Genomic DNA, 18,358 nt, shown 5'->3' on the forward strand with positions numbered 1-18,358 from the left:
ACAAGAATGCAAACCACACGTTCGGCGCGCGTGCGCGTCTTCCAGTTAGGCAAGGTGGCGGTGGCCGCGGCGCTCGTCACCGGCTGCACGACCGTGCAGACGCCGACCAAGGGCGATCCGTTCGAAGGCCTGAACCGCACGGTGTTCACCGTCAACGACAAGATCGACCAGTACGCGCTGAAGCCGGTCGCGCAGGGCTATGTCTGGGCGACGCCGCAGCCGGTGCGCGACAGCGTGACGAACTTCTTCTCGAATATCGGCGACGTCTACATCGCGGCGAACAACCTGCTGCAGTTGCGCATCGCCGACGGCGTGTCGGACATCATGCGCATCGTAATCAATACGGTGTTCGGTGTCGGCGGCCTGTTCGACGTCGCGACGCTTGCGAAGCTGCCCAAGCACGACAACGACCTCGGTCTGACGCTCGGCCACTACGGCGTGCCGGCGGGCCCGTATCTCGTGCTGCCGCTGTTCGGCCCGAGCACGGTGCGCGACGCGGTCGGCTCGATCGGCAACTACTACGTGAACCCGATCAGCTACGTCAGTCCGTCGGGCCTGAGCTGGGCCCTGTGGGGCCTGAACATCGTCAATACGCGCGCGAACCTGCTCGGCGCGAGCAACCTGCTGGAAGGCGCGGCGCTCGACAAATACTCGTTCGTGCGCAACGCGTATCTGCAGCGCCGTCAGTATCTGCTGTCGGATAACCGCCGGCGCCCGCAGGACCTGCCGAGCTATGACGAGGAAGCGCCGCTGCCGAAGTACGACGAAGGCGAGACGGGCGCGGCCGGTGCGGCAGGCGCCGCCGCGGGCACGCAGGGTGTTGCCGCCAAGGCGGCGCCGGCATCGGGCGTGGCTGCGACTGCGCAGGGCGCGTCGGCGCCCGAGGCGGCCTCGGGCACCGCCACTCCGCCGCTCGATGTGAACGGCGGTCCCGAAACGCAGATTCCGGCGGGTCAACTGGTGCCGCCCACGCGTTTCAACTTCCCGTCCTTCAAGCTGCATTGAGCGCGCGCCGGTAACAGATCGATACGACTCTCGCAGTTTGCGCATGGATTGCTGTCGAACTCGCGTGGTAAGGTCGGCTCAAACCGTTGCACTATTTTTGAGGTAAGGCTCGATATGAAAAAATTCTTCCTGATTCCCCTGTTTGCCGCGTTGTTTTCGTTCGTCAGCGCAGGCGCATCGGCACAAACCGCCGACACCAGCGCGCCGGATACGCTGATCAAGACCGTGACCCAGCAGGTGGTCGACGCGGTGCGCAACGACAAGTCGATCCAGCAGGGCGACATCTCGCACATCACGGCGCTCGTCAACGAAAAGATCCTGCCGTACACCGATTTCCGCCGCACTACGCAGCTCGCGATGGGCCGCAACTGGCGCACCGCGACGCCCGAGCAGCAGAACCAGGTGGTCGAGCAGTTCAAGATGCTGCTGATCCGCACCTACTCGGGCGCGCTCGCGCAGGTGAAGGACCAGCAGATCCAGTACAAGCCGTTCCGCATGAACCCGGACGACACCGATACGGTGGTGCGCTCGGTCGTGATGAACAACGGCCAGCCGATCGAGCTCGACTACCGCCTGTACAAGACGCCGCAAGGCTGGCGCGTGTATGACATCAACGTGCTCGGCGCATGGCTGATCCAGGCGTATCAGCAGCAGTTCAACGAGCAGATCCAGCAGAAGGGCGTGGACGGGCTGATCCAGTTCCTCACGCAGCGCAACCAGCAACTCGCCTCGGGCAAGCAGTCGTGAGCGAAGTGCTGAGTCCGGTCGCGAACCGCTTCGAGTGCGGCGCGACGCTGACCCACGCGAGTGCGAAGGCCGCGCTCGCGGCGGGTCTGCAACGCATCGCGGCGGGCGCGGGCGGCGTCGATTGCGCGCCGCTCACGCAGTTCGATTCGGCGGCACTCGCCGTGCTGCTCGCGTGGGTGCGCGCGAGCGCGGCGCGCGGCCTCAAGTTTGAAATCGTCAATCTGCCGGCGGGTCTCGCCAGCCTCGCGCGCGCCTACGGCGTCGACACGCTTCTTGCTCCCGCCGCATCCGGCGCGGTTGCGTCGGCGCGACATTGACGCTCCACTGGCGTCGTCTCCAATCCTTCCTGTCGGGCCGGGCTTAGGGCTTTTTGCCCTATAATCAAACGTTTTTTGGGGCGCTGAATTGGCCCTGAATCGGCCCCGGTTCCGTTTCTTCCAGCATTTGCTCGCCCCCACGCTCCGTCGGGGCTACTTCAGGCGCCGCCACGCACGCGGCCCATAGTCATGTCAGCCATAGAAATTCGTAACGTCAAGAAGCGCTACAAGGACTTGCAGGCGCTCAAGGGCGTCAGCCTCACGGTCGAAGAAGGCGAGTTCTTCGGACTGCTCGGTCCGAACGGCGCGGGCAAGACGACGCTCATCAGCATTCTCGCGGGGCTCGCGCGCGCCGACGAAGGCAGCATCGCGGTGCGCGGTCACGATGTCGTCGGCGATTTCCGCGACGCGCGCCGCGCGCTCGGCGTGGTGCCGCAGGAACTCGTGTTCGACCCGTTCTTCACCGTGCGCGAAACCTTGCGCATCCAGTCCGGCTACTACGGTCTGCGCAACAACGACGCGTGGATCGACGAGATCATGGCCAATCTCGATCTCACCGAGAAAGCCGACGCCAACATGCGCGCGCTGTCCGGCGGCATGAAGCGGCGTGTGCTGGTCGCCCAGGCGCTCGTGCACCGTCCGCCCGTCATCGTGCTCGACGAGCCGACCGCGGGTGTCGACGTCGAATTGCGCCAGACTCTGTGGAAATTCATTTCGCGCCTGAATCGCGAGGGTCACACGATCGTGCTGACCACGCACTATCTGGAAGAAGCCGAATCGCTGTGCGACCGCATCGCGATGCTGCGCCGCGGCGAGGTCGTCGCGCTCGATCGCACGAGCACGCTGCTGCAGCGCTTCGCCGGCATGCAGCTGTTCGTGCGCTTCGCACAGGGCGTGCTGCCCGCCGAGCTGCGTCCGCTCGAAGCGGAAAGCAGCGCAACCAGCGGCAACGGCCGCCAGCATCTGCTGCGTCTGGCGAGCTACGACGACGTCGAGCGCATCCTCGCGCAGTGCCGCGCGGCCGGTTGTACATTCGAAGAGATCGAGGTCCGCAAGGCCGACCTCGAAGACGTATTCGTTCAGGTGATGAACGGTCCGGAAGTGATCGAGGGGCTCGCATGAGCGGCTACAGTGGATTCAGCACGCTGTTTTACAAAGAACTGCTGCGTTTCTGGAAGGTGTCGTTCCAGACCGTGCTCGCGCCGGTCATCACGGCGCTGCTTTATCTGACCATCTTCGGCCACGCGCTGCGCGGCCACGTGCAGGTTTATCCGGGTGTCGAATACACGAGCTTCCTGATTCCGGGCCTCGTGATGATGAGCGTGCTGCAGAACGCGTTCGCGAACAGTTCTTCCTCGCTGATTCAGTCGAAGATCACCGGCAACCTCGTGTTCGTGCTGCTGCCGCCGCTGTCGCACTACGAGATGTTCGCGGCCTACGTGCTCGCGGCCGTCGCGCGCGGTCTGTGCGTCGGCTTCGGCGTGTTCATCGTGACGATCTGGTTCGTGCCGCTCAGCTTCAGCGCGCCGCTCTACATCATCGTGTTCGCGATGTTCGGCGCGGGGATTCTCGGCACGCTCGGCCTGATCGCCGGCATCTGGGCCGAGAAGTTCGACCAGCTCGCCGCGTTCCAGAACTTCCTCATCATGCCGCTCACGTTCCTCTCGGGCGTGTTCTATTCGACGCATACGCTGCCGCCCGTGTGGCGCGAAGTGTCGCGGCTCAATCCGTTTTTCTACATGATCGACGGCTTTCGCTATGGCTTTTTCGGCGTGTCGGACATCGACCCGCTCGTGAGCCTCGCGATCGTCGCCGGTTTCTTCGTGGTGCTGGCGGTCGTGGCGATGCGCATGCTCGCTACCGGCTACAAGCTGCGCCACTGACGAGGAGCATCTCTCATGTTGCCGACTCCCGAACAGGTCAAGCAATACATAGCGGCTGGGCTCGCGTGCGAGCATCTCGAAGTCCAAGGCGACGGTCAGCATTTCTTTGCGACGATCGTCTCGCCGAGCTTCGAAGGCAAGCGCCTGATCCAGCGCCATCAACTCGTGTATGCGGCGCTCGGCGACCGCATGCGCGAAGAAATCCACGCGCTCAGCATGAAGACGCTGACGCCCGCCGAATGGCAGAACGCGTAATCTGGAAATTCAGTGCGAATCACACAGGAAGGGCGCGACGCCGCGAGCGGCGCGCCGAACACAGTCAAGGCAGGTCCGGGCGCGAACCGGGCCGATCAGGAGCCGACAGGCATGGATAAACTCGTCATTGAAGGTGGTCACCCGCTCTCCGGTGAAGTTGTCGTCTCGGGGGCGAAGAACGCGGCATTGCCGATCCTGTGCGCGGGTCTCCTGAGCGCCGAGCCGGTGCATCTGGAGAACGTGCCCGATCTGCAGGACGTGCGCACGATGCTCAAGCTGCTCGGCCAGATGGGCGTGCGTATCGAGGCGGGCGAGGGCCGCGTGGCGCTCGACGCGTCGAAGGTCGACAACCTCGTCGCGCCGTACGAGATGGTGAAGACGATGCGTGCGTCGATCCTCGTGCTCGGTCCGCTCGTCGCGCGCTTCGGTCATGCGCGCGTGTCGCTGCCGGGCGGCTGCGCGATCGGCGCGCGGCCGGTCGACCAGCACATCAAGGGCCTGCAGGCGATGGGCGCCGAGATCACGATCGAGCATGGCTTCATCGAGGCGCGCGCGAAGCGTCTGAAGGGCGCGCGCATCGTCACCGACATGATTACCGTGACCGGCACCGAGAACCTGCTGATGGCGGCGGTGCTCGCCGAAGGCGAGACGGTCATCGAGAATGCCGCGCGCGAACCCGAAGTGGTCGACCTCGCGCATCTGCTCGTTGCGATGGGCGCGAAGATCGACGGCATCGGCACCGACCGTCTCGTGATCCAGGGCGTCGACAAGCTGCACGGCGCGCAGCACGCGGTGATTCCGGACCGCATCGAAGCGGGCACGTTCCTGTGCGCGGTCGCGGCGGCCGGCGGCGACGTCACGCTGCGCAAGATGCGTCCGCTGCTGCTCGAAGCCGTTACCGAGAAGCTACGCGAAGCGGGCGTCACGGTCGAGGAAGGTGACGACTGGATGCGCGTGCGCATGGACCGGCGCCCGAGCGCGGTTACGTTCCGCACGTCCGAATACCCGGCGTTTCCGACTGACATGCAGGCGCAGTTCATGGCGCTCAACGCGATCGCCGACGGCACCTCGCAGGTCGTCGAGACGATCTTCGAGAACCGCTTCATGCACGTGCAGGAGCTGAACCGCCTCGGCGCCAGCATCACGATCGACGGCAACACCGCACTCGTGAACGGCGTCGCGAAGCTGTCCGGCGCGAAGGTGATGGCGACCGATCTGCGCGCGTCCGCGAGTCTCGTGATCGCCGCGCTGCGCGCCGAGGGCGAGACGCTGATCGACCGCATCTATCACCTCGATCGCGGCTACGACCGCATGGAAGCGAAGCTCAACGCAATCGGCGCGAAGGTGCGCCGCGTGTCCGGGAGCGCAGCATGAGTTCGATGCCGCAAACGTCGTCGTCGCCGGCGGTGAGCGCGCCGCTCACGCTCGCGTTGTCGAAAGGGCGTATCTTCGAGGAAACGCTGCCGTTGCTCGCGGCGGCCGGCATCGAAGTCGCGGAAGACCCGGAAACCTCGCGCAAGCTGATCCTGCCGACCACCGACGCGAACCTGCGCGTGATCATCGTGCGCGCGACCGACGTGCCGACCTATGTCGAGTACGGCGCGGCCGACTTCGGCGTGGCCGGCAAGGACGTGCTGCTCGAACATGGCGGCAGCGGCCTGTATCAGCCGATCGATCTCGACATCGCGCGTTGCCGCATGTCGGTCGCGGTCGCGGCCGGTTTCGATTACGCGAGCGTGGTGCGTCAGGGCGCGCGTCTGCGTGTCGCGACCAAGTACGTGGAAACCGCACGTGAGCATTTTGCCGCCAAGGGCGTGCACGTCGACCTGATCAAGCTGTACGGTTCGATGGAACTGGCGCCGCTGGTCGGCCTCGCCGACGCGATCGTCGATCTGGTCAGCTCGGGCAATACGCTGCGTGCGAACAATCTTGTCGAGGTGGAAGAGATCATGCAGATTTCGTCGCGCCTCGTCGTGAACCAGGCGGCGCTGAAGCTCAAACGCGCCGCATTGCGGCCGATTCTCGACGCGTTTGCCAAGGCATCGTCGAAAGCCGGTGCCCCGGCGGCCTGAGCGTCGGCACCCGGCGCTGGTACTCTGCCCGGCACTCTGACTACGCTGCGACCGAGCGCCTTACCGAAACGGATACCTGTATGTCTACCAAGATTCGCAAACTCGATTCCACCGCGCCCGACTTCCAGAAGTCGCTGCATGCGGTGCTCGCGTTCGAGGCGAGCGAAGACGACGCCATCGAGCGCTCGGTCGCGCAGATTCTGAACGACGTGAAGGCGCGCGGCGACGAGGCGGTGCTCGAGTACACGAACCGCTTCGACCGGCTCGATGCGCGGAGCGTGGCCGCGCTCGAACTGCCGATGTCGGAGCTCGAAGCGGCGCTCGAAAGCCTCGAACCGAAGCGGCGCGCGTCGCTCGAAGCGGCGGCGGCGCGCGTGCGCGGCTATCACGAGAAGCAGAGGATCGAGTGCGGCAGCCATAGCTGGCAGTACACCGAGGCCGACGGCACGGTGCTCGGCCAGAAGGTCACGCCGCTCGATCGCGCGGGCATCTACGTGCCGGGCGGCAAGGCGGCGTATCCGTCGTCGGTGCTGATGAACGCGATTCCGGCCCGCGTGGCCGGCGTGCGCGAAATCGTCATGGTCGTGCCGACGCCGGACGGCGTGAAGAATCCGCTCGTGCTGGCGGCAGCGCTGCTCGGCGGCGTCGATCGCGTGTTCACGATCGGCGGCGCGCAGGCGGTCGGCGCGCTCGCGTACGGCACGCAGACGGTGCCCGCGGTCGACAAGATCTGCGGCCCCGGCAACGCGTACGTCGCCTCGGCGAAGCGGCGCGTGTTCGGCACGGTCGGCATCGACATGATCGCGGGGCCCTCGGAAATTCTCGTGCTGTGCGACGGTACGACGGACCCGCGCTGGGTCGCGATGGACCTGTTCTCGCAAGCCGAGCACGACGAACTCGCGCAGTCGATCCTGCTGTGCCCGGACGACGCGTTCATCGCGCGTGTGAAGGAAGCGATCGACGAACTGCTGCCGGCCATGCCGCGCCACGAAGTGATCCGCACGTCGCTCGAAAATCGCGGCGCGCTGATCAAGGTGCGCGATATGGCCGAAGCCTGCGCGATCGCCAACGATATCGCGCCCGAGCACCTCGAAATCTCGGCGCTGGAGCCGCATCAATGGGCGCAGCAGATTCGCCACGCGGGCGCGATCTTCCTTGGCCGCTACACGAGCGAGAGCCTCGGCGACTACTGCGCGGGGCCGAACCACGTGTTGCCGACTTCGCGCACCGCGCGGTTCTCGTCGCCGCTCGGCGTTTATGATTTCTTCAAGCGTTCGAGCCTGATCGAAGTCAGCGCGGAAGGCGCACAGACGCTCGGCGAGATCGCCGCCGAACTCGCCTACGGCGAAGGCCTGCAAGCGCATGCACGCAGCGCCGAATACCGGATGCGGCACAACAACAACGAACGCGGCTGAGGCGGATGACAGACAACGGCGGCGCGCGGCAAAGCTGATCCCAAGGCGGCAGGCGCGGAAGCAACGGCAAGAGGCAGGGCGGCAGCCGCACGAAGCGGGGCCCGCTGTCGAGTCCCGGCGATCCTTGCCGATGCTCCCGTTGTTTCCGGTGCCAACCCACCGCGCTCAGCGACGGATCGCCCGCACTCAAGCGTTCAATAACGACAATAGAGACCAACCAGCGCGGCCCTGCGCCGCCGATGCCGGGCCGGCATTTCCCCACGGCCCGGGCCACGAACTATGACGACACCTCACGACCTCATCCGCAGCGACGTGCTCGCAATGACGAGCTACCCGGTTCCGGACGCGACCGGCTTCATCAAGCTCGACGCCATGGAAAATCCGTTTCCGCTGCCGCCGGAACTGGCCGCGCATCTCGGCGCGCATCTCGCCGGCGTCGCGCTGAACCGCTATCCGGCACCGCGCCCGGAAGCGCTGATCGAGCGCATCCGTCACGTGATGGGCGTGCCGGCCGGCTGCGATGTGCTGCTCGGCAACGGCTCGGATGAAATCATCAGCATCATCTCGGTCGCGTGCGCGCGGCCCGGCGCGAAGGTGCTCGCGCCGGTGCCCGGTTTCGTCATGTATCAGATGTCGGCGAAGCTGGCGAATCTCGAATTCGTCGGCGTGCCGCTCAAGCCCGACTTCACGCTCGACACCGACGCGATGCTCGCGGCGCTTGCCGAGCATAAGCCGGCGGTGGTCTATCTCGCGTATCCGAACAACCCGACCGGCACGCTTTTCGATGACGCCGACATGGAGCGCATCATCGCCGCGGCGCAGGGCAGCCTCGTCGTGATCGACGAGGCGTATCAGCCGTTCGCGCAGAAAAGCTGGCTGCCGCGCGCCGACCAGTTCGACAACGTCGTCGTGATGCGCACGGTGTCGAAGCTCGGTCTCGCGGGTATCCGCCTTGGCTATCTGGTCGGCAAGCCCGCGTGGCTGACCGAATTCGACAAGGTGCGCCCGCCGTACAACATCAACGTGCTGACGCAAGCCGCCGCCGGTTTCCTGCTCGATCACGTCGGTGTGCTCGATGCGCAGGCCGCGCAATTGCGCGAAGAGCGCACGAAACTCGCGCAGGCGGTAGCTGCGCTGCCGGGCGCCGAGGTGTTCCCGAGCGCGGGCAACTTCCTGCTCGTGCGCGTGCCCGATGCGTCCGTGCTGTTCGAAACGCTGCTCACGGCGCGGGTTCTGATCAAAAACGTGAGTAAAATGCATGCATTGCTGGCGAATTGCGTGCGTTTGACCGTCGGGTCTCCCGAGGAAAACGCCCAGTTGCTCGCCGGACTGAAGCTCGTGCTGCGCTGACCGGCAGCTAGGCTCGCCTTTTTTCCACCCCACATCATTAGCGCTTTCTAGCGAGATTCGAGGAATTACCATGCGCCTTGCGGAAGTCGTTCGCAACACCAGCGAAACGCAGATCCGTGTGAAGATCAATCTGGACGGTACCGGTCAGCAGAAGCTGGCCACCGGCGTGCCGTTTCTGGACCACATGCTCGACCAGATCGCCCGCCACGGTCTGTTCGACCTCGAGATCGAGGCGCATGGCGACCTGCATATCGACGACCACCATACGGTCGAAGACACCGGCATCACATTGGGTCAGGCCGTCGCGAAGGCGATCGGCGACCGCAAGGGCATCCGCCGCTACGGTCATTCCTACGTGCCGCTCGACGAAGCGCTGTCGCGTGTCGTGATCGATTTTTCCGGCCGTCCGGGCCTCGAATTTCATGTGCCGTTCACGCGGGCGCGCATCGGCACGTTCGACGTCGATCTGTCGATCGAATTCTTCCGCGGCTTCGTGAACCATGCCGGCGTGACGCTGCACATCGACAATCTGCGCGGCATCAACGCGCATCATCAGCTCGAAACGGTGTTCAAGGCATTCGGCCGCGCGCTGCGCATGGCCGTCGAGCTCGACGAACGCGCGGCAGGGCAGATTCCGTCGACCAAGGGCAGCCTCTAACAGGTTTCATCGCCTCCAACGTCTTTAGGCCATTCACCTTCGAGCGATTTCCTCAAGCGATTCATCGGGCAGGAGCGCGCGAGCCGGTATGTCGTTCGACGCCGCGCAGCCGCGCCGATCGCTTGAAGGCAGGGCGGCCAAACTTGAAATGAAAACTTCGATAGCGATTGTGGATTACGGAATGGGCAACCTGCGCTCGGTGGCCCAGGCATTGCGCAAGGCCGCGCCGGAAGCGGACGTGGCGATCGTCGATCGTCCCGAGGCGATTCGCGCGGCCGACCGCGTGGTGCTGCCGGGCCAGGGCGCGATGCCCGACTGCATGCGCAGTCTCGGCGAGTCCGGCCTGCAGGAAGCGGTCGTCGAGGCGTCGCGCGGCAAGCCGCTGATGGGCGTGTGCGTCGGCGAGCAGATGCTGTTCGACTGGAGCGCCGAGGGCGATACGCGAGGGCTCGGGCTGCTGCCCGGCAAGGTGGTGCGCTTCGAACTCGAAGGCCAGGTGCAGGACGACGGCTCGCGCTTCAAGGTCCCGCAGATGGGCTGGAACCGTGTGCACCAGGCGCAGCCGCATCCGCTGTGGGACGGCGTCGCCGACAACGCGTTCTTCTACTTCGTGCACAGCTACTACGTCGTGCCGGACAATTCCGCGCATACGTCGGGCGAGACGGTCTACGGCGTGCCCTTTACCTCGGCGGTAGCGCGGGATAACATCTTCGCCACCCAATTTCATCCTGAAAAGAGCGCCGAAGCGGGCTTGCGCGTGTATCGCAACTTCGTGCACTGGAACCCGTGAACGCCTTTCTTTATCCCGTTGCCGCGCGCAGGGCGCGCGGTGCCGCGGTCCCGTATCTGACCGGTGCCCCGCTGGAGCGCCGAAAGAGTTGTACTAAACTAGCGAAACGGCGCTGCGGCGGGCTGTCTATTCAGCCGCTGCCGCCGACCTTCAACCCACTCCCAGACAACACCCGATTGCTATGCTGCTGATTCCCGCCATCGACCTGAAAGATGGTCAGTGTGTACGCCTCAAACAGGGCGATATGGACCAGGCGACGATTTTTTCCGAGGAACCGGCGGCAATGGCCCGACATTGGGTCGACCGCGGCGCGCGTCGTCTGCATCTGGTCGACCTGAATGGTGCATTCGCCGGCAAGCCGAAGAACGGCGATGCGATCCGGGCGATCATCGAGGAAGTGGGCGGCGAGATTCCGGTGCAACTGGGCGGCGGCATTCGCGACCTGAACACGATCGAGCGCTATCTCGACGACGGCCTGTCGTATGTGATCATCGGCACGGCGGCGGTGAAGAACCCTGGCTTTCTGCAGGACGCGTGCACCGCGTTCGGCGGCCACATCATCGTCGGGCTCGACGCGAAGGACGGCAAGGTTGCCACCGACGGCTGGAGCAAGCTGACCGGCCACGAAGTGGCCGACCTCGCGCGCAAGTTCGAGGACTACGGCTGCGAGTCCATCATCTACACCGACATCGGCCGCGACGGCATGCTGCAAGGCATCAACATCGAAGCGACCGTGCGCCTCGCGCGCGCGGTGAAGATTCCAGTGATCGCGAGCGGCGGCCTGTCGAATCTCGCGGACATCGAATCGCTGTGCGAAGTCGAAGGCGAGGGCATCGAAGGCGTAATTTGCGGCCGCGCGATCTATTCGGGCGATCTCGACTTCGCGGCGGCGCAAACGCTCGCGGACAAGCTGCGCGAAGCGGACGACGCCTAAGCGCGTGCCGGCAGCGCGCGTCGCACGCCCCCGCACCCGGAACCTTGCCGGCTTCCTGCCGGCATTCCACTCGCGGCGCGACGCAACAGGTCGCGCCGGCACCGTGCCGCTTGCTCCACGAGCGAGCGGCCTCATCAGCGGTATTGGCAGAATTGCACGATCATGGCTCTAGCTAAACGCATCATTCCCTGTCTCGACGTTACCGCGGGCCGCGTGGTCAAGGGCGTCAACTTCGTCGAACTGCGCGACGCCGGCGACCCTGTCGAAATCGCGCGCCGTTACGACGACCAGGGCGCCGACGAACTCACGTTCCTCGACATCACCGCGACTTCGGATCAGCGCGACCTGATTCTGCCGATCATCGAGGCGGTCGCCTCGCAGGTGTTCATTCCGCTGACGGTCGGCGGCGGCGTGCGCGCGGTCGAGGACGTGCGGCGCCTGCTCAACGCGGGGGCCGACAAGATCAGCATGAACTCGTCGGCGGTTGCGAATCCGCAACTCGTGAAAGAGGCCACCGACAAGTACGGCTCGCAGTGCATCGTCGTCGCGATCGACGCGAAGCGCGTGTCCGCCGACGGCGAGCCGCCGCGCTGGGAAGTGTTCACGCATGGCGGGCGCAAGGCGACCGGTCTCGAAGCGGTCGAATGGGCGCGCAAAATGGCCGAACTCGGCGCGGGCGAAATCCTGCTGACCAGCATGGATCGCGACGGCACCAAGAGCGGCTTCGACCTCGCGCTGACGCGCGCGGTGTCGGACGCGGTGCCGGTGCCGGTGATCGCCTCGGGCGGCGTCGGCAATCTGCAGCATCTCGCCGACGGCATCAAGGACGGCCACGCGGACGCGGTGCTCGCCGCGAGCATCTTCCACTACGGTGAACACACGGTCGGCGAGGCCAAGCGCTTCATGGCCGACCAGGGCATTTCGGTGAGGTTGTGACGTGACGAATTCTTCGGCAGTGAACTGGCTCGACAAGGTCAAGTGGGACGCGAACGGCCTCGTGCCTGTGATCGCGCAGGAAGCGTCGACGAACGACGTGCTGATGTTCGCGTGGATGAACCGCGAGGCTCTCGCGAAGACGGTCGAAACGGGCCGCGCGGTGTATTTCTCGCGCTCGCGCCAGCGCCTGTGGTTCAAGGGCGAGGAGTCCGGCCACGTGCAGCACGTGCATGAAGTGCGGCTCGATTGCGACGAAGACGTGGTGCTGCTCAAGGTGGAGCAGGTGTCGGGCATCGCGTGCCACACCGGGCGCCACTCGTGCTTTTTCCAGAAATTCGAAGGCTCGGTCGCGGACGGCGACTGGCAGGCCGTCGATCCCGTGCTGAAAGACCCCGAACACATCTACAAATGACGCAATCCACGCAAAACCCGTCGCCCGCTTCGGCTTCCACGAACGATACGCTGCTGCGTCTCGCGGCGGTCATCGACAGCCGCAAGGGCGGCGATCCGGACATTTCGTACGTGTCGCGCCTGTTTCACAAGGGCGACGACGCGGTGCTGAAGAAGATCGGCGAGGAAGCCACCGAAGTCGTGCTGGCCGCGAAAGACACGCGCCACGGCGGCGCGCCGAAGGCGCTGGTCGGCGAAGTCGCGGACCTGTGGTTTCATTGCCTCGTGATGCTGTCGCATTTCGATCTGAGCCCGGCGGACGTGCTTGCCGAACTCGAGCGCCGCGAAGGGCTCTCGGGCATCGAGGAAAAAGCGCTGCGCAAGAGCCGCGAGCGTGAGCAGAACGGCGACTGAGTGGCAATCCGGCAGTCGTGACGAGGCAGTAACCGGGCGCTTGCGCTTGAAGTCGCGGGCGCGGGCACCCATATTGCGGTAAACGCACCTTCGGAGGACGCGAGCATGGAACAGTCGCAAGGAAGCTATCCGTCGCCGGTCTATCGCAACGCCATGGAGCCTGAGCGCGAGCGCAGCCTGCGCACGCTTACGCACGTGCTGTACGCACTGTATGCGGTGCACTGGCTCACTGGCGGGCTGACCATTCTGATTGCCATCATCGTCAACTACATCAAGCGGCCGGACGTGGCCGGCACACCCTACGAAGCGCACTTCCAGTGGCAGATCCGCACGTTCTGGATGGGCCTCGTCGGCTATGCGATCGGCGCGTCGCTGCTGCTCGTCGTGATCGGCATTCCGGTGCTGTGGGCCGTCAGCATCTGGATGTTGTACCGTATTATCAAAGGCTGGCTGTATCTGTACGATAACAAGCCGTTCGCGAATCCACGCGGCTGGGTCTGAGCGACTTGCGGTCTGTTCATCAGGCCGGCTTTCGGGGCGGATTTTGCCGCGTGCTTTGCGCTCCAGTCATATCGCGTCAGGAATACGATGAGTCACGATCCGAATTGCCTTTTCTGCAAGATCGCCGCCGGCGAAATCCAGTCGACCAAAGTCTATGAAGACGACGAGTTCGTCGCCTTCCGCGACATCCGTCCGGCGGCCGAAACTCACGTGCTGGTCATCCCTCGCAAGCACATCGCGACGCTGTCGAACTGCACCGAAAACGATGCGCCTCTGCTTGGTAGAATGCTTGTCTTGACGGCGCGCCTCGCCGAGCAACTGGGTGTCGCCTACAGCGGCGGCGAAACGGGTTTTCGCACGGTAATCAATACCGGTCCGGGCGGCGGGCAGGAGGTGTATCACCTGCACGCGCATATTCTCGCGGGACCGCGTCCCTGGCAGCGCATGGGCTAGGCGCGGCGGCGCGGCTTTCATGGGGTGCGCGATGCTTCGCGCTCACGGGCCGCGGCGGGTGAGGCAAAGGCGATCGGCGTGGGCGTTGTATTTGCCGCAGTGTAATAACGCCGACGCGGTCGTCTGACCAGAATGGCAGCGGTTGTGCCGCCGGGTGAATCGCAACTGCCTTGCAACCGCGAGCGCTTGCCGGGGCAAGGCGCCGGGGACAAGGCGGTACAGACGCGATGGAGACGAAGCGTTCGCGCTTCAGGTTGCGCCGCAAGGCGCACGAAATTTTCCGCATCGCGGGGCGATGCCGAAGTTAAGGAGAGTAGTCATGGGTTCGTTGAGCATTTGGCATTGGCTGATCGTGTTGCTGATCGTTGCGCTCGTGTTCGGTACGAAGAAGCTGCGCAACATCGGCAGCGATCTGGGCGGCGCGGTGAAGGGGTTCAAGGAAGGCATGAAGGACGCCGAATCGCCGGCAGACGACGCGCAGCAGCAACGCGAACTGCCGCGCAACGGCGCGGTGGACGTCGAAGCCAAGGAAAAGACGCCGCATTCGAGCGACTACCGCTAAGCCGCGGCGCTTTTGCCGTTCCCGCGTTACTGACGGACATTCCACTTCATGCTGGACCTCGGTCTAACCAAGATGGCGCTGATCGGCGTCGTCGCGCTGGTCGTCCTCGGGCCTGAGCGCCTGCCGCGTGTCGCTCGTACGGCCGGCGCGCTGTTCGGCCGCGCACAGCGGTATATCAACGACGTGAAGGCCGAGGTCACGCGCGAAATCGAGCTGGACGAACTACGGCGCATGAAAACCGAGTTCGAAAAGGCCGCGAGCAATGTCGAAAGCGCGGTTCAGGACAATCTGCGCAAGCACGAGAACGAACTGAACGAAGCGTGGAACAGCGGCACGTCGGTGTCGCCGGGCATGGCCGGCGGTGCGCTCGAAGATGCCGGCAGCAACGCTTCGGGCACCACATCGTGGCCGGTCAGCACGCCGGCCGCTGCGCCCAGGCGCAAGAACTGGCGCGTCAAGCAGAGCGCTACACCCGCCTGGTACAAGCGCGCAAGCCTGCGCCGCACGCGCGTGCAGTCGGGTGCCGCGCGCGTTGCCCGGCATACGCCCGCCAGCCTGCGTCGTCCGACGCGGTTCTTCTGATGATCAGAACGACAATCTCTAACCGAGGGCCGGTGTGAGCGACCCCCAGCAATCCCAGAACGAAGGCGCTGAAGAGACCTTCATTTCCCACCTCGTCGAACTGCGTGACCGCATCATCCGTGCGGGGCTGGCCGTCATCGTGGTGTTCATCGGGCTCGTGTACTGGGCGCCGGACATTTTCCGGCTGCTGGCGCGGCCGCTCATGATGAACCTGCCGAAGGACGGCAAGATGATCGTCACCGACGTCACAGGCTCGTTCTTCGTGCCGATGAAAGTGACGATGCTGGTGGCGTTCGTGATCGCGCTGCCGGTCGTGCTGTACCAGATCTGGGCGTTCGTCGCGCCGGGCTTGTATCAGCACGAGAAGAAGCTGGTCGCGCCGCTGGTGGCGAGCAGTTACACGCTGTTCCTGTGCGGCATGGCGTTTGCGTACTTCGTCGTGTTTCCGACTATCTTTCGCGTGATGGCGCACTACAACGCGCCGCTCGGCGCGGAGATGACGACCGATATCGACAATTACCTGAGCTTCGTGCTGACGATGTTCATCGCGTTCGGCGTGACGTTCGAGGTGCCGATCGTCGTCGTGCTGCTCGTGCGCATGAACGTCATCACGCTGAAGAAGCTCAAGGAGATTCGCCCCTACGTGATCGTCGGCGCGTTCGTGGTGTCGGCCGTCGTGACGCCGCCGGACGTGTTCTCGCAACTGATCCTCGCGGTGCCGCTGATCGTGCTGTACGAAGCGGGCATCATCGCGGCGCGGGTGTTCGTCGGCAAGCAGCCGGCGGCGGTGACGGAGGATGCCAGTCCGCCGTCGAATTGAGCGCCGGCATGCGGCGAGCAAGCCCGGCCAGGCAAAGCAAAAGGGCAGTCCATCATGGACTGCCCTTTTGCTTTCGTACGTGCGTATCCGGCTAGCCGGCGGTCTTCGCACTACGCGCCGGCGCGGAGGCGCTATGCGCGGCGCCTGCTGGCGGCAACACACCTCGCCATACCTTACGACGCGTCCGCGAGGCTCACGCCCGGCCCTCAACCCCCATCATCATCCGGCTGATCGCCGCCGTTATCGTCTTCGGCCTGCTTCGGCGGCGGCGGACGCTTGCCGATCGTCACGTCGAGGTCGATCGGATGGCCCTTGCGCACCAGATGCACTTTCGCCGACGTGCCCGGTTTGATCTGCGCGATCACGTTCAGCAGGCGCGTGGTGTCGGTGATTTCCTGGTTGTTCACGCTCATCAGGATGTCGCCGGGCTTGATGCCCGCGCGATCCGCCGGGCCGCTCTTCAGCACGCCCGCGACGATCGCGCCCGACTTCTGCTCGAGCCCGAACGACTCGGCGATTTCGGGCGTGACGTCCTGCGGCTCGACGCCGATCCAGCCGCGCGTGACCGAGCCCGTCGTGATGATGCTTTCGAGCACGCTGCGCGCGGTCGACACCGGAATCGCGAAGCCGATGCCGAGCGAGCCGCCCGAGCGCGAATAGATCGCGGTATTGATGCCGAGCAGGTTGCCGTTCACGTCGACGAGCGCCCCGCCCGAGTTGCCGGGGTTGATCGCCGCGTCGGTCTGGATGAAGTTTTCGAACGTGTTGATGCCGAGGTGATTGCGCCCGAGCGCGCTGACGATGCCCATCGTCACGGTCTGGCCGACGCCGAACGGATTGCCGATCGCGAGCACGACGTCGCCGACGTGCGTCTGATCCATGCGCCCAAGTGTGATGGTGGGCAGATTGGTCAGGTTGATCTTGAGCACGGCCAGATCGGTTTCGGGATCGACGCCGATCACCTTCGCGCTGGTGGTGCGGCCGTCGGCGAGCGCGACTTCGATCTGATCGGCGCCGTCGACGACGTGCTGGTTCGTTAGAATGTAACCTTCCGAACTCACTATCACGCCTGAGCCGAGATTCGAGGCGGGCTGCTCCGGCTGCTTGCGATTGTTTTTGTCGCCGAAGAAGTAGCGGAACAGCGGGTCTTTCGCGCGCGGGTCGGGTGGCAGTGAGCCATCCTTGCTGGAGAACACATTGACGACCGCGGGCATCGCTTTTTGCGCGGCATCCGCATAGGACGCCTCGGCATGGCCGCCGCCGATGCCTGGCGCCACTTCCCGCAGCGCGACGATCGGTTCGGCGAGTTGTCTGCCGAACTGCCCTTGACGCTGGAGCCACTGCGGTTTGAGGGTCGCAATGATGAACATCAGCGCCAACAGCACAGTCACCGCTTGGGCAAATAACAGCCAGAAGCGTCTAAGCATCTGAAGACTAGAGGTCTATATGGATCGGATAGAACTTGAATTGTACTTGAACAATCTCCTTGAAACCGCGCGCTTCAAGGACTATTGCCCGAACGGACTGCAGGTCGAAGGACGGCGCCGGATCAGCCGTCTCGCGACCGGCGTGACCGCCTCGGCGGCCTTCCTCGAGGCTGCGCTCGAGTGGGGCGCGGACGCCGTGCTGGTGCATCACGGCTACTTCTGGCGCAACGAGGCGCCGCAGATCACCGGCCGCAAACATGCGCGCCTGAAGCTGCTGCTCGCCAACGACCTGAACCTGTTCGCCTACCACTTGCCGCTCGACGATCACTCCGAACTCGGCAACAACGCGCAGATCGGCGAGAAGATGGGCTGGATCGGCGACGCGCGCTTCGGCGAGAACGATCTCGGCTGGCTCGCCACGCTGCCGATGCCGATCACGCTGTCGCACCTCACCGCCGAGATCGAACAGACGCTCGGCCGCGCGCCGCTCGTATTCGGCGATCCGGACATGGAGTTGCGCCGCGTCGGCTGGTGCACGGGCGCCGCACAGAGCATGTTCGGCGCGGCGATCGACGCGGGCGCCGACGTCTACGTGACGGGCGAGGTGTCGGAATCGGTCATGCATGCGGCGGCGGAAAGCGGCGTCGCTTTTCTCGCCGCCGGCCACCATGCGACCGAACGTTTCGGCGTGCAGGCGGTGGGCAAGCATCTGTCCGAATCGTTCGATATCGAACACCTCTTTATCGATATCCCCAATCCGGTTTAATTGCGAATTGCATTAACAAAGTGAAAGGCATGAATACCGTAGAAGGCACTTAAAAGGAGGTGCGAAAAAGTTTGCGATCGG

Annotated in this window: 23 protein-coding genes; 22 read left to right on the forward strand and 1 reads right to left on the reverse strand. The window is 64.7% G+C overall.

The window, feature by feature from the left end; all coding sequences use genetic code 11:
• Nucleotides 1-6: 6 nt before the first annotated feature.
• The 21 genes from F3J19_RS21340 to tatC all read left to right on the forward strand — a co-directional run bounded on the left by F3J19_RS21340 (nt 7) and on the right by tatC (nt 16,084).
• Complete coding sequence (locus F3J19_RS21340) at nt 7-1,005, forward strand: VacJ family lipoprotein (protein ID WP_167045561.1); 999 nt, start codon at nt 7-9, stop codon at nt 1,003-1,005.
• Nucleotides 1,006-1,119: 114 nt separating this feature from the next.
• On the forward strand, nt 1,120-1,752 hold the full coding sequence (locus tag F3J19_RS21345; RefSeq protein ID WP_167045564.1) for an ABC transporter substrate-binding protein: 633 nt from the start codon (nt 1,120-1,122) through the stop codon (nt 1,750-1,752).
• Nucleotides 1,749-2,069, forward strand: a complete 321-nt coding sequence (locus F3J19_RS21350; protein ID WP_167045567.1) for an STAS domain-containing protein — start codon at nt 1,749-1,751, stop codon at nt 2,067-2,069. The genes F3J19_RS21345 and F3J19_RS21350 overlap by 4 nt, the downstream gene beginning before the upstream one ends.
• A 189-nt stretch (nt 2,070-2,258) precedes the next feature.
• The gene (locus F3J19_RS21355; RefSeq protein ID WP_167045570.1) at nt 2,259-3,191 is read left to right on the forward strand and encodes an ABC transporter ATP-binding protein; all 933 of its coding nucleotides are present in this window, start codon (nt 2,259-2,261) and stop codon (nt 3,189-3,191) included.
• Nucleotides 3,188-3,952, forward strand: coding sequence for an ABC transporter permease (locus tag F3J19_RS21360; RefSeq protein ID WP_167045573.1), 765 nt, complete (start codon nt 3,188-3,190; stop codon nt 3,950-3,952). Before F3J19_RS21355 ends, F3J19_RS21360 begins: the two co-directional genes overlap by 4 nt.
• 15 nt (nt 3,953-3,967) lie before the next feature.
• Entirely contained in the window at nt 3,968-4,207 is a 240-nt protein-coding gene (locus F3J19_RS21365) for a BolA family protein (protein WP_167045576.1), read from the forward strand.
• 111 nt (nt 4,208-4,318) lie between these two features.
• Nucleotides 4,319-5,581 carry a UDP-N-acetylglucosamine 1-carboxyvinyltransferase gene (gene murA / locus F3J19_RS21370; RefSeq protein ID WP_167045866.1) on the forward strand — a complete coding sequence of 421 codons (1,263 nt, stop codon included), beginning with the start codon at nt 4,319-4,321 and terminating at the stop codon, nt 5,579-5,581.
• Nucleotides 5,578-6,279, forward strand: a complete 702-nt coding sequence (gene hisG, locus F3J19_RS21375; RefSeq protein ID WP_167045579.1) for an ATP phosphoribosyltransferase — start codon at nt 5,578-5,580, stop codon at nt 6,277-6,279. Before murA ends, hisG begins: the two co-directional genes overlap by 4 nt.
• Before the next feature lie 80 nt (nt 6,280-6,359).
• Entirely contained in the window at nt 6,360-7,694 is a 1,335-nt protein-coding gene (hisD, locus tag F3J19_RS21380; protein ID WP_167045582.1) for a histidinol dehydrogenase, read from the forward strand.
• A gap of 279 nt (nt 7,695-7,973) precedes the next feature.
• Nucleotides 7,974-9,044 carry a histidinol-phosphate transaminase gene (gene hisC, locus F3J19_RS21385; protein WP_167045585.1) on the forward strand — a complete coding sequence of 357 codons (1,071 nt, stop codon included), beginning with the start codon at nt 7,974-7,976 and terminating at the stop codon, nt 9,042-9,044.
• A 70-nt stretch (nt 9,045-9,114) separates the two neighbouring features.
• Complete coding sequence (gene hisB, locus F3J19_RS21390) at nt 9,115-9,702, forward strand: imidazoleglycerol-phosphate dehydratase HisB (protein ID WP_013090696.1); 588 nt, start codon at nt 9,115-9,117, stop codon at nt 9,700-9,702.
• Nucleotides 9,703-9,850: 148 nt separating this feature from the next.
• A complete protein-coding gene (gene hisH / locus F3J19_RS21395) occupies nt 9,851-10,492 on the forward strand; it encodes an imidazole glycerol phosphate synthase subunit HisH (RefSeq protein ID WP_167045588.1) in 642 nt (213 codons plus the stop codon).
• Between the two features lie 181 nt (nt 10,493-10,673).
• Nucleotides 10,674-11,426 (forward strand): 1-(5-phosphoribosyl)-5-[(5-phosphoribosylamino)methylideneamino]imidazole-4-carboxamide isomerase, encoded by a 753-nt coding sequence (hisA, locus tag F3J19_RS21400; protein ID WP_008918717.1) that lies wholly within the window; start codon nt 10,674-10,676, stop codon nt 11,424-11,426.
• Between the two features lie 162 nt (nt 11,427-11,588).
• Nucleotides 11,589-12,362 (forward strand): imidazole glycerol phosphate synthase subunit HisF, encoded by a 774-nt coding sequence (gene hisF / locus F3J19_RS21405; RefSeq protein ID WP_167045590.1) that lies wholly within the window; start codon nt 11,589-11,591, stop codon nt 12,360-12,362.
• 1 nt (nt 12,363) lies between these two features.
• Entirely contained in the window at nt 12,364-12,774 is a 411-nt protein-coding gene (hisI, locus tag F3J19_RS21410; protein ID WP_167045593.1) for a phosphoribosyl-AMP cyclohydrolase, read from the forward strand.
• A complete protein-coding gene (locus F3J19_RS21415) occupies nt 12,771-13,166 on the forward strand; it encodes a phosphoribosyl-ATP diphosphatase (RefSeq protein ID WP_167045596.1) in 396 nt (131 codons plus the stop codon). The genes hisI and F3J19_RS21415 overlap by 4 nt, the downstream gene beginning before the upstream one ends.
• 105 nt (nt 13,167-13,271) lie before the next feature.
• Nucleotides 13,272-13,667, forward strand: a complete 396-nt coding sequence (locus F3J19_RS21420; protein ID WP_167045599.1) for a hypothetical protein — start codon at nt 13,272-13,274, stop codon at nt 13,665-13,667.
• A gap of 87 nt (nt 13,668-13,754) precedes the next feature.
• Nucleotides 13,755-14,120: a histidine triad nucleotide-binding protein gene (locus F3J19_RS21425; protein WP_167045602.1), complete on the forward strand. Its 366-nt coding sequence runs from the start codon at nt 13,755-13,757 to the stop codon at nt 14,118-14,120.
• A 319-nt stretch (nt 14,121-14,439) separates the two neighbouring features.
• Nucleotides 14,440-14,682 carry a Sec-independent protein translocase subunit TatA gene (gene tatA / locus F3J19_RS21430; RefSeq protein ID WP_167045605.1) on the forward strand — a complete coding sequence of 81 codons (243 nt, stop codon included), beginning with the start codon at nt 14,440-14,442 and terminating at the stop codon, nt 14,680-14,682.
• A gap of 48 nt (nt 14,683-14,730) precedes the next feature.
• The gene (gene tatB / locus F3J19_RS21435; protein ID WP_167045608.1) at nt 14,731-15,264 is read left to right on the forward strand and encodes a Sec-independent protein translocase protein TatB; all 534 of its coding nucleotides are present in this window, start codon (nt 14,731-14,733) and stop codon (nt 15,262-15,264) included.
• Between the two features lie 34 nt (nt 15,265-15,298).
• Complete coding sequence (gene tatC / locus F3J19_RS21440; RefSeq protein ID WP_167045611.1) at nt 15,299-16,084, forward strand: twin-arginine translocase subunit TatC; 786 nt, start codon at nt 15,299-15,301, stop codon at nt 16,082-16,084.
• A gap of 206 nt (nt 16,085-16,290) precedes the next feature.
• Here the strand turns inward: tatC and F3J19_RS21445 are convergent, their stop codons facing one another.
• Nucleotides 16,291-17,511: a Do family serine endopeptidase gene (locus F3J19_RS21445; protein ID WP_167045614.1), complete on the reverse strand. Its 1,221-nt coding sequence runs from the start codon at nt 17,509-17,511 to the stop codon at nt 16,291-16,293.
• Nucleotides 17,512-17,530: 19 nt separating this feature from the next.
• Here F3J19_RS21445 and F3J19_RS21450 point away from each other — a divergent pair, with 19 nt between their 5' ends.
• The gene (locus tag F3J19_RS21450; RefSeq protein WP_167045629.1) at nt 17,531-18,277 is read left to right on the forward strand and encodes a Nif3-like dinuclear metal center hexameric protein; all 747 of its coding nucleotides are present in this window, start codon (nt 17,531-17,533) and stop codon (nt 18,275-18,277) included.
• Nucleotides 18,278-18,358: the final 81 nt, after the last annotated feature.

It is taken from the genome of Burkholderia sp. Ax-1724, from assembly GCF_011752995.1.
GTDB lineage: Bacteria > Pseudomonadota > Gammaproteobacteria > Burkholderiales > Burkholderiaceae > Paraburkholderia.